This window comes from Actinomycetospora sp. (assembly GCF_055612215.1).
In genome coordinates, this window is record NZ_JBVPVA010000099.1 from 1 (window position 1) to 10378 (window position 10378).

Sequence of the window (10378 nt, forward strand, 5' to 3'; positions counted from 1 at the left end):
GAACCCACAGGCGTGGGCGAGGGCGTCCACGGCCGCGACGGCCTCCGTGAGCGGCTTCCGACGAGCGAGGTCGAACGCGGTGCGCACCGGTGAGGTGATGGGGCAGCCGAAACTCTCGGCGGTCTCATCGGGCCCGAGCCGGTGGGTGCGGACTACGACGTCGTCGGGCGGCAGCCGACAATGCTCGGTCAGGAGGATCTCGGGCTCGTCCCACGGACAATCGACGTCGTAGGCGAGCGCGGCCAGCGGCCCGGCGACGATTCCGCGGCCCCGACTCCAGGTGCACAGGGCCTGCACGCGCACGCGGATGTCGCGCTCGGTCTCGGCCCCGACGTAGACGTCGCGGTGGAGGCGGACGAAATCGGGTCCGCGGAGCCGGTCCTTGGTGAGCAGGCCGAGCTCGACCGCGAGCGAACCTCGGAACGGTACCCGGGTCCATCGGGTCGGCGTCTCCACGTCGACTTGGAGGGCGTTCGCCTCCGATCGGTTCCCTCGTGCGGAGACGAGGTCCGGGGTTGGGCCACCGGGCCGTGATCACCGGGCACCTGGAGGGACGGTCCACAGTGCTGGAGCCCTCCAGGTGCCCGTTGATCACCGGTGGCGGCGGACCCGGGCAGGCGGCCTCTGCCAGAACGCCCCTCGCGAGTGATCACCGGGCACTTGGCGGGGTGCACCACGGGGGTTGATCCCTCCATGTGCCCGTCGATCACCGACGAGGGGGACGCCGGGCCGGAACGGACGGACCCCGGACACCTCAGCCGTCGGCGAGGGCCGCCCGCGCGAGGTCGACGGCCCGCTCCGCCGGGACGCCCAGCTCCCGCATGCGGGCGGCGTACTCCCGGGCCGCCTCCCGGGCCTCGTCACGGCCCGGCCCGGACGACGCCGCCGGGTCCACCACGAACGTCCCGAGCCGGCCGCGGGTCTCCACGACGCCCGCCGCCTCGAGCTCCCGGTACGCGCGGGCGACGGTGTTGGCCGCGAGCCCGAGGTCGACCGCGAGCCGGCGCACGGCCGGCAGGCGGGTGTGCGGCGTCAGTCGGCCGGCGCGCACCAGCGAGGTCACCGACGCCCGCACCTGCTCGTAGGGGGCGACGGGCGAGTCGGGGTCCACGTCGATCAGCGACACCGGGTCGGTCACGCCGGCCATCATCCCGGCCCGGCGAACCCGCGCCCGAGGTCGTCGAACGCCTCGCCGACGAGCGCCCGCAACCGGGCCCCGTCGCCGGCGGGCACGTCGAGCCACGTCGTGAACACGCCGCGCATGGCGGCCACGACGACGCGGGCGAACACCTGCGGGCGGAGCTCCCCCGGGGCGCAGTCCCACCGGGCGGCGGCGTCGAGAGCGACGGCCCGCTCCCACGCGGCGTAGCGGACGCCGGCGCGCGCGGACACCTCGGGCACCGTCTCGATCAGCCGCAGGCGGCGGCGCAGCACCGGCACGTCGTCGTCGGCGTACGCGTTGACCTGCAGGAACGCCGCGCGGCACGCGCTGACCGGGTCGAACCCCGGGGGCACCGTCCGCAGCGTCGCGACCAGGCCGGCGAGGGCGTCGTCCAGCTCGCCGAGGACGACGTCGAGCTTCGTCGGGAAGTACCGGAAGAACGTGCGGCGCCCGACGCCGCCGGCGGCCGCGAGGTCGTCGACGGTGACCGCGTCGAACCCCCGGACCGCGAACAGCTCCAGGGCGGCGGCCTCGAGGCGCCGGGCCCGCACGGTGCGGGTGGTGGCGGAGGTCACCCCGACAGTGTCCCCCGCGCGTGGTCGGAGCGGCACCGGAACCGCGCGCGTAGCAAACGAGATCGCGATCACGCCCCCGCCGATCGGTCGGGGTCTCCTGCCCACGCCGTCGGGGCGAATGGCACCGAGTGCCGCCTAGCGTCTGCCTCGCCCGAGGTGTCCAGCCCAGGAGGTAGCCATGGCCGACCCCATCGCTGACCAGGAGACCCCGCTCGTCGAGGAGACCCTCGTCGAGGAGGTCTCGATCGACGGCATGTGCGGCGTCTACTGATGACCGCGGCTCCGGTCGGGGAGGACACCGAGACCGTGTCCTCCCCGGCCGGCGCCTTCGACCCGGCCCTCCCGTACCGGCTCTCCTCGTCGGTCTCGGTGCGCCCGGAGTCGTTCGGCGCCCTCGTCTACGACTTCCACACCCGCCGACTGTCCTTCCTCAAGACGAAGCCGCTGGTCCACGTCGTGCAGGCGCTGGAGCACCACGAGGACGTGCACGGCGCGCTCGCCGACGCGGGGGTCACCGAGACCGAACGCGACCAGTACCTGCGCGCCCTCGCCGGGCTGGCGCAGTCGGGCACGATCACGCCCCGGTAGAGGGAGAGCCACCACATGAAGCTCGTCGAGCACTTCACCCACGGCCTGACCTCCCCGATCTGCCTGACCTGGGAGCTCACCTACGCCTGCAACCTGTCCTGCGTGCACTGCCTGTCCAGCTCCGGGCGGCGCGACCCGAACGAGCTCTCGACCGACGAGGCCAAGGCCGTCATCGACGAGCTCCAGCGCATGCAGGTCTTCTACGTCAACATCGGCGGCGGCGAGCCGACCGTGCGCAGCGACTTCTGGGAGCTGCTGGACTACGCGATCGCCCACGACGTCGGGGTCAAGTTCTCCACCAACGGCGTGAAGCTGGACAAGGCCCGGGCGGCGCAGCTCGCGGCGACCGACTACGTCGACGTGCAGATCTCCCTCGACGGTGCGACGGCGGAGGTCAACGACCACGTCCGCGGGCCCGGCTCCTACGACACGGCCATCCGCGCGATGGAGAACCTGTACGAGGCCGGGTTCGGGCAGTTCAAGATCAGCGTGGTGGTGACGCGGCAGAACGTCGACCAGCTCGACGACTTCAAGGCGATCGCCGACCGCTACGGCGCCCAGCTGCGGATCACCCGCCTGCGCCCGTCCGGCCGCGGCGCCGACTCCTGGGACGAGCTGCACCCGACGCAGGCCCAGCAGCGCCAGCTCTACGACTGGCTGGTGGCCCGCGGCGAGGACGTCCTCACCGGCGACTCGTTCTTCCACCTCTCGGCGTACGGGCAGGAGCTCCCGGGGCTCAACCTGTGCGGCGCGGGTCGCGTGGTGTGCCTGATCGACCCGGTCGGCGACGTGTACGCGTGCCCGTTCGCGATCCACGACCAGTTCCTCGCCGGCAACGTCCGCGGCGACGGCGGCTTCCAGGAGGTCTGGCAGCACTCGGAGCTGTTCGCCGAGCTCCGCGGGCCGCAGTCGGGCGGGGCGTGCACGAAGTGCTCGCACTACGACGCCTGCCAGGGCGGCTGCATGGCGGCGAAGTTCTTCACCGGCCTGCCCCTCGACGGCCCCGACCCGGAGTGCGTCCTCGGCAACGGGGAGACGGCGCTGGCGACGCTCGAGATGGACACCGTCATCCCGAAGCCGTCGCTGGACCACTCGCACAGGAAGGCCCGCGGCGAGCGCAAGGACGGCGGCCCGGTGCCGCTCACCCTCTCGGTGCGCCGCCCGGACAAGGCGTGTGACTCCGACCCCCTCGCGGGCGAGGGTCGCCGGCTCCCGGCCGGGGTGCGGGTCACCTGAGCCGGTTCCCCTGATCGGCCCCCGGTGCCGTGTGCGCCCGACCCGCGGCACCGGGGTCGCCCCGTGAGCACCGGGGTCGCCGCGTGAGGACCACGACCGCCCCGGTCCCTCGAGGCCCGGATGAGCGTCCCGCTGTACTGACCACTTCGGGACTCCTCGCCGGGCGCGTGGTGCCCTCGCGGGTGCTGTTCGGCCCGCACGCGACCGACCTCGCGGACCCGGCGCGCCCGGGCGGCTTCTCCGCCGACCACGTCACCTACTACGCCCGCCGGGCCGCCGGCGGTGCTGGGGTGATCGTCACCGAGGTCGCCTCGGTGCACGACTCCGACCGGCCCTACGAACGCGCCCCGCGCGCCGCCGATGCCGCCGCCGCCCCGGGGTGGGCGGCGATCGGCCGGGCGTGCCGCGCGCACGGGACCCTCGTGCTCGCCGGGCTCGGCCACGCGGGCGGCCAGGGCAGCTCCGCCCACCACCGGCGCCCGCTCTGGGCGCCGTCGGCCGTGCCCGACCCCGTGACCCGCGAGGTGCCGGTCGCGATGGACGACGCGGCGATCGCCGCGGTCGTCGCCGGGTTCGCGACGGCCGCCGGTGCGGCGCGCGACGCGGGGCTGGACGGCGTCGAGATCCAGGCCGGCCAGTACGCCCTGCTGCGCCAGTTCCTGTCCCCGCTCACCAACCACCGCACCGACCGCTGGGGCGCCGAGCGGGACCTGCTGCTGCGCGAGACCCTCGCGGCGGTGCGCGCGGCCGTCGGCACCGACGGCGTCGTCGGCCTGCGCCTCGCCGTCGACGAGCTCGCGCCGTGGGCGGGCCTGACCCCGGCGACCGTGCGCGTCCCCGCCGGGGTCGACTACGTCGTCGGGGTGCAGGGGAGCGGGCTCGCGGTCGGCGCCACGCGCCCGGACGCCCACACCCCGCGCGGCCACGGTCGGCCCCTCGCGGCGGCGTTGCGGCGGGCGGCCCCGGCGGGGACGGCCGTGGTCCTCGCGGGCGGCGTCGTCGAGCCGGCGGAGGCGGAGGTGGCACTGGCGGACGGCACCGCCGACCTCGTCGAGATGACCCGCGCGCTCGTCGCCGACCCGGACCTCGTGGCGACGGCGCGCGCCGGGCGCGCCCCCCGGCCGTGCGTGCTGACCAACGAACGGTGCCGCGTGCGCGACGGCCGCAACGTCGCCGTCTCCTGCAGCGTCGCGCCCGTCGAGGAGGCCTTCGCGGTGCCGCCCGTGCCGCCCGTGCCGCCCGTGCCCGCGGGGCCGCGCGACGTCCGCGTCGTCGGGGGCGGACCCGCCGGGCTGGAGGGTGCGCGGGTGCTCGCGGCGGCCGGCTACCGCGTCGTGCTCCACGAGCGCGACGACGAGCTCGGCGGCGCGCTGCGGGTGGTGGCGCGGCTGCCCGGCCGGGGTCGCTACGCCGACCTCGTCGCCTGGTGGCGGGCCGAGCTGGCGCAGCTCGGCGTCGTGGTGCGGACGTCGGACGCGGTCACCACCGACGACACGGCGCTCCCGACGCTGTGGGCGACCGGCGGCCTCGACCGCGACCCGTCGTTGCCCGCGGCCCCGACGGCCCGCGCGGCGGCCGTGCTCGCCGGGGTCGACCCGCCGCCCGGGCCCGTCGTGGTGCTCGACCCGGTCGGGGACGCCACAGGGGTCGGCGTCGCCGAGCTCCTCGCCGGGCGCGGCCGGGACGTCACGCTGGTGACCCCGGACCCGGTCGTCGGGCACGAGCTCGGGCCGGGCGGGGACCTCGTGCCGGCCGCGGCCCGGCTCGCCGCCGCCGGCGTGGGCCGGGTGGTGCGCACGGTGCCGGTGCGCTGGGCCGGCGGCGTGCTGCACCTGCGGGACGCCGCGACCGGCGCGCCGTCGACGCTGCCCTGCGCGGCGGTCGTCGACGCCGCCCGCGGCCTCCCCGGCCCGGTCCCGGCCGGTGCGGAGCCGGTGGACGGGCTGCTCGTCACCGGCCGCACGGTCCTCGCGGGCGACGTGCTCGCCCCCCGCACCGTCCACGACGCCGTGCTGGACGGCCGGCGGGCGGCCGCGCGACTCGCGGCCCTCGCCGTCGGGACCCCGCCGTGACCCTGCCCCGCCCCGGTGACCCGGTCGTCCTCGGCCCGCTGACCCTGCGCAACCGGATCGTCTTCCCCGCCCACCTGACGAACGCGGCGGTCGGGGGGATGCCGACCGACCGGCACGCCGCGTACTACGCCGCCCGCGCCGCGGGGGGCGCCGCGATGGTGATCACCGAGGAGCACTCCGCCGGCGAGCACGACCGCCCCTACGAGAAGCTGATCCGCGGCACCGACCCGGCGATCGTCGGGGGCCTGCGCCGGCTCACCGACGCCGTCCACGCCCACGGCGCGGTGGTGCTGGCGCAGGTCGGGCACAACGGCGGCCAGTCCTCGTCGCGGTACTCGGGCGTGGCGGTCACCGCGCCCTCGCCGGTGCCCGACCCGATGTTCCGCGAGGTCCCGCGCGCCCTCACCCCGCGCGACCTCGACGACCTCGTCGCCGGGTTCGCCCGCACCGCCGGGCACGTCGTGGCCGGGGGCTACGACGGCCTCGAGGTCCAGGCCTCGCAGGCCTCGGTGATCCGCCAGTTCCTCTCGCCGCCGACCAACCACCGCGACGACGTGTACGGCGAGGACCCGGCGCGGCTGCTCGTCGCGATCCTCGCCGCGGTCCGCGCGGTGCTCGGGCCGGGCCGGGTCCTGGGGGTGCGGCTGCAGGGCTACGAGGGGGTCGCGGGCGGGCTCACGGCCGCCGACGCGGCGGCGACGGCCCGACGCGTCGAGGGCCTCGTGGACTACCTCAACACCGCGGTCGGGGTGGCGACCGTGACGCTGCCGCTGATCGAGCCGCCGATGGGCGTGCCGGCCGGGTACGCGGCGGCGGTCCCGACCGCGGTGAAGGGCGCGCTGCGGACCGCGACCACGGTGCCGGTGGTCGGGGTGGGGCGGTTCACCGAGCCGGCGCAGGTGGCGGCGACCCTCGCGGCCGGGACGTGCGACCTCGTCGGCGTGGTGCGCGGGCAGATCGCGGACCCCGGGTTCGCGACGGCGGTGCTCACCGGCCGGCGGGTCCGGCGCTGCGTCGGGTGCAACCAGGAGTGCATCGCCGCGGTCGGGATGAACCGACGCCTGGGGTGCGTGGTGAACCCGCGGGCCGGGCGGGAGGCCGAGCCGCTCCCCGCGCCGGGCGTGCGACGACGGGTGCTGGTCGCGGGCGGCGGCCCGGCCGGCCTGTCCGCCGCGGTCGCCGCCGCCCGGCGCGGCCACGACGTGCACCTGGTCGAGGCGGGCGAGCGGCTCGGCGGGCAGGTGGCCTGGGGGGCGACCGCGCCCGGGCGCGGCGAACTGGGCCACCTCGTCGCCGACCTGGCCGCGGAGCTCACGGGTCTCGGCGTGCGCACCACGCTGCGGACGACCGTCGACGACGCACTGGTCGCGGCGCACGCGCCCGACGTCGTCATCGACGCGACGGGGTCCGTGGCGCAGCGCCCTGCGTGGGCGGGCGAGGCGGTTCTCGACGTCGAGGACGTGCTGCGCGGCGGGGCGCGACCGCGAGGGCGGGTCCTGGTGGTCGACGAGGCGGGCGGACACGCCGCGCCCTCGGCCGCGGAGGTGCTGGCACGTGCGGGCGCGTCGGTGACGACGGTGACCTCGGCGCTGGTCGCCGCGGGGGACCTCGGGGCGACGCTGGAGGGGCCGCGCTGGGCCCGGCGGGCGGCGGCGCTCGGCATCGCCCAGGAGGTGGAGACGGTCGTGCTGGGCGCCGGGGCGGGGACGGTGCGGCTGCTCCACCACCTCACCGGCACCGAGGAGACCCGGGCGGTGGACGCGGTCGTCGCGTGCGGTCCGCGGGCGGCGCGGGCGCCGGTCACCGCATGCGCGCCGGTGGTCCGCGTCGGTGACGCAGTGGCGCCGCGCCGGCTCGACGCCGCCGTCCGGGAGGGGCACGACGCGGCGGTCGAGGTCTGACGGGCAACCCAGGGGTTGCGTGTCCGGAAGAGCAACCTTAGGGTTGCCTGTCATGGAGGACGACGCCGTGTTCCGGGCCCTCGCGGACCCGACGCGGCGCCACCTGCTCGACGCGCTGTACGAGCGCGACGGCCGGACGTTGTCGGAGCTCGCCGAGGGCCTCGCCATGAGCCGGCAGGCGGTCACCAAGCACCTCGCGGTGCTCGAGGAGGCGGGCCTGGTCACGGCGGTGCGCCGGGGCCGGGAACGCCACCACCACCTCAACCCGGCGCCGCTGGCCGACGTCGGGGACCGCTGGATCCGTCGCTACCACCGGGCGCGGGTGGACGCCCTCACCGACCTCAGACGAGCCCTGGAGGACCCCGTGCCCGAGACGGCCGAGACGACGTACCCGGCGGCCACCGCCTTCGTCTACGTCAGCTACATCCGCACCACGCCCGAGAAGCTGTGGGAGGCGCTGACGACGCCCGCGTTCATCCGCCGCTACTTCGACGGCGGCGGCCCGGACTCCGACTGGCGGGTGGGCTCGCCGGTGCGCTGGAGCATGAGCGGCGAGCCCTCGCACGACTGGGACCAGCACGTCCTCGAGGCCGACCCGCCGCGCCGGTTGGCCTACACCTGGCACACCTACCAGCCCGAGATGCAGGAGATGTTCGGCTGGTCGGACGAGAAGCTGGCGGAGCTGCGACAGGAGCCGGTCTCGCGGGTGACCTTCGAGATCGAGCAGGTCCTCGACAACGCCGTGAAGCTCACGGTCACCCACGACGGCTTCGTCCCCGGCAGCGAGATGCTCGCCGGGATCGCCGGCGGCTGGCCCGGCATCCTGTCCAACCTCAAGTCGCTGCTCGAGACCGGCGAGGTGGTGGCCGGGCGCGGCTGACACGCTGCGCGGGTGGAGGTCTCCCGCGTCCGTGCCGCCGACTGTGCCGGCACCGACCTGCTGCTGGTCCCGGTCGGCGCGCTCGAGCAGCACGGCCCGCACCTGCCCCTGGGCACCGACTCGACGGTCGCGGCGACGGTGGCCGGGCGGACCGGGCTGCCGGTGACGCCTCCGGTCGCGTTCGGCGCCTCGGGGGAGCACGAGTCCTTCCCGGGCACCGTGTCGATCGGCACCGAGGTGCTGGCGGCGGTGCTCGTCGAGATCGGGCGGTCGGCCTGCCGGTGGGCGGCGCGGCTGTGCTTCGTCAACGGGCACGGCGGCAACCTCCCGGCGCTCGTCACCGCGACGACGCTGCTGCGGGCCGAGGGGCGCGACGTCGGGTGGCACTCGTGCGGGGTGCCGGGCGCGGACGCGCACGCCGGGCGGCACGAGACCTCGGTGATGCTCGCGCTGGCCCCCGACGACGTCCGGACCGACCTCGCCGCCGCGGGCAACACCGCCCCGCTCGCCGAGCTCATGCCCGCCATCCGGGCCGGCTCGGTGGCCGCGGTCAGCCCGAACGGCGTGCTGGGCGACCCGGACGGGGCGAGCGCCGGGGAAGGCGCGGAGACGGTCGCGGTGATGGCCGCGGCGCTGCGGGACGCGCTGGCCGACTGGCGCGTCGACGAGCGGGGGCGGCTGGGCTGAGACCGCCGGCGGCTCACCCGGTCCGGGCGCTGCGCAGCGCGGTGACCGAGGCCCCGTCGCCCGGGACCGCGGGCGTGCGACCGCGCAACCAGCAGCTCAGCGCCTCCAGCGGCGCGGGGCGCAGGTGCAGGAAGCCCTGCGCGGCGCCCACCCCGACGGCGCGGAGGAACTCCTGTTGCTCGGGCCGCTCGACGCCCTCGGCGACGGTGCTCAGCCCGAGCTGCCGCGCCATGTGCACGACGGCCTCGACGACGGTCCGGTCCGCGGTGTTCGTCGGGCAGCCCGCGACGAACGAGCGGTCGATCTTCACGAGATCCAGGGGCAGCGTGCGCAGCGTGGTGAGCGCCGAGTAGCCGGTGCCGAAGTCGTCGATGGCGAGCGTGACCCCGATGTCGCCGGTCAGTTCGTCGAGGCCGGCCCGCACCGCCGGGGTGTCGAGGACCACCGACTCGGTGATCTCGAAGACCAGCCGGTGCGGCGCGAGGTCGTGGTCGGCCAGGCAGGCCCGGACCCCGGGCAGGAAGCCGGGGTCGGTCAGCTGCGCGGCGGACAGGTTCACGTGCAGCGCGAGCGGCTCGGCGGTGACCGCGTCCAGGGCCGCGACGTCGGCGCAGGCGAGACGCAGTACGAGGCTCCCGATGCCCCGGATCGCCCCGGTCCGCTCGGCGGTCGAGATGAAGGCGTCGGGCAGGAGCAGGCCGCGGGTCGGGTGGTCCCAGCGCACGAGGGCCTCGACCGCGATCGGGCGACCGTCGTCGAGGGCGACCACGGGCTGGTAGTGGACGACGAACTGGCCGGTGTCGACGGCGGTCCGCAGCTCGGACTCCAGTGCGGCCTGGGCGTCGGCCCGGAGCAGGTCGGCGTCGAAGACCTGGACCCGGTTCTTGCCCTTCGCCTTCGCCGCGTACATCGCGATGTCGGCCCGCTGCACGAGCTGCTCCACCGTGATGCCCGGGGTCGCGGGAGCGAGGCCGATGCTCACCCCGACCTGGGTGTGCCGTCCGCCGAGGTCGACCGGGGAGGCGATGACCTGCACCAGACGCTCGGCGACCGTCCCGCCCCGCGTGTCGTCGTCGACCAGCACGGCGAACTCGTCGCCGCCGAGGCGCGCGCACAGGTCCGCCGCACGCACGGCGCGCCGGATCCGGGCGCCGATGATCCGCAGGAGCTCGTCGCCGGCCGCGTGCCCCAGGCCGTCGTTGACGGTCTTGAAGTCGTCGAGGTCGAGGACCAGGACGACCGGCCCGGGCTGCGTGGATCCCTGACCGTGCCGGGCC

Annotated in this window: 10 protein-coding genes and 1 pseudogene; 7 read left to right on the forward strand and 4 right to left on the reverse strand. The window is 76.3% G+C overall.

Annotated elements, in window-relative coordinates:
- The 3 genes and pseudogenes from AC0CYZ_RS02300 to AC0CYZ_RS02310 all read right to left on the reverse strand — a co-directional run.
- Window positions 1–456 (reverse strand): annotated as a pseudogene (locus AC0CYZ_RS02300) (hypothetical protein); the annotation flags it as partial.
- A gap of 298 nt (window positions 457–754) precedes the next feature.
- Complete coding sequence (locus AC0CYZ_RS02305) at window positions 755–1138, reverse strand: GntR family transcriptional regulator (protein WP_472211953.1); 384 nt, start codon at window positions 1136–1138, stop codon at window positions 755–757.
- Between the two features lie 8 nt (window positions 1139–1146).
- A complete protein-coding gene (locus tag AC0CYZ_RS02310) occupies window positions 1147–1737 on the reverse strand; it encodes an acyl-CoA-like ligand-binding transcription factor (protein ID WP_472211955.1) in 591 nt (196 codons plus the stop codon).
- A 178-nt stretch (window positions 1738–1915) separates the two neighbouring features.
- On the opposite strand from AC0CYZ_RS02310, the gene mftA reads away from it, so the two are divergent.
- From mftA to mftE, 7 genes are all read left to right on the forward strand, one after another.
- The gene (gene mftA / locus AC0CYZ_RS02315; RefSeq protein WP_472211957.1) at window positions 1916–2008 is read left to right on the forward strand and encodes a mycofactocin precursor MftA; all 93 of its coding nucleotides are present in this window, start codon (window positions 1916–1918) and stop codon (window positions 2006–2008) included.
- Window positions 2008–2325: a mycofactocin biosynthesis chaperone MftB gene (gene mftB, locus AC0CYZ_RS02320; protein WP_472211959.1), complete on the forward strand. Its 318-nt coding sequence runs from the start codon at window positions 2008–2010 to the stop codon at window positions 2323–2325. Before mftA ends, mftB begins: the two co-directional genes overlap by 1 nt.
- Window positions 2326–2340: 15 nt before the next feature.
- Entirely contained in the window at window positions 2341–3561 is a 1221-nt protein-coding gene (mftC, locus tag AC0CYZ_RS02325) for a mycofactocin radical SAM maturase (RefSeq protein WP_472211961.1), read from the forward strand.
- Window positions 3562–3644: 83 nt separating this feature from the next.
- Window positions 3645–5633, forward strand: a complete 1989-nt coding sequence (locus AC0CYZ_RS02330; RefSeq protein ID WP_472211963.1) for an oxidoreductase — start codon at window positions 3645–3647, stop codon at window positions 5631–5633.
- Window positions 5630–7534, forward strand: coding sequence for an oxidoreductase (locus AC0CYZ_RS02335; protein WP_472211965.1), 1905 nt, complete (start codon window positions 5630–5632; stop codon window positions 7532–7534). The genes AC0CYZ_RS02330 and AC0CYZ_RS02335 overlap by 4 nt, the downstream gene beginning before the upstream one ends.
- 52 nt (window positions 7535–7586) lie before the next feature.
- Window positions 7587–8414 (forward strand): ArsR/SmtB family transcription factor, encoded by an 828-nt coding sequence (locus AC0CYZ_RS02340; protein ID WP_472211967.1) that lies wholly within the window; start codon window positions 7587–7589, stop codon window positions 8412–8414.
- Window positions 8415–8426: 12 nt separating this feature from the next.
- Window positions 8427–9101, forward strand: coding sequence for a mycofactocin biosynthesis peptidyl-dipeptidase MftE (mftE, locus tag AC0CYZ_RS02345; RefSeq protein ID WP_472211969.1), 675 nt, complete (start codon window positions 8427–8429; stop codon window positions 9099–9101).
- 13 nt (window positions 9102–9114) lie between these two features.
- Here mftE and AC0CYZ_RS02350 read toward each other — a convergent pair.
- A partial coding sequence (locus AC0CYZ_RS02350) for a putative bifunctional diguanylate cyclase/phosphodiesterase (protein WP_472211971.1) occupies window positions 9115–10378 on the reverse strand: 1264 nt, incomplete at its 5' end.

What these genes read in the sequence shown, in the direction of transcription:
- AC0CYZ_RS02340 (WP_472211967.1), top strand. Translation starts at nt 7,587, where the DNA reads ATGGAGGACGACGCCGTGTTCCGGGCCCTCGCGGACCCGACGCGGCGC.
- mftB (WP_472211959.1), top strand. Translation starts at nt 2,008, where the DNA reads ATGACCGCGGCTCCGGTCGGGGAGGACACCGAGACCGTGTCCTCCCCG.
- mftA (WP_472211957.1), top strand. Translation starts at nt 1,916, where the DNA reads ATGGCCGACCCCATCGCTGACCAGGAGACCCCGCTCGTCGAGGAGACC.
- mftC (WP_472211961.1), top strand. Translation starts at nt 2,341, where the DNA reads ATGAAGCTCGTCGAGCACTTCACCCACGGCCTGACCTCCCCGATCTGC.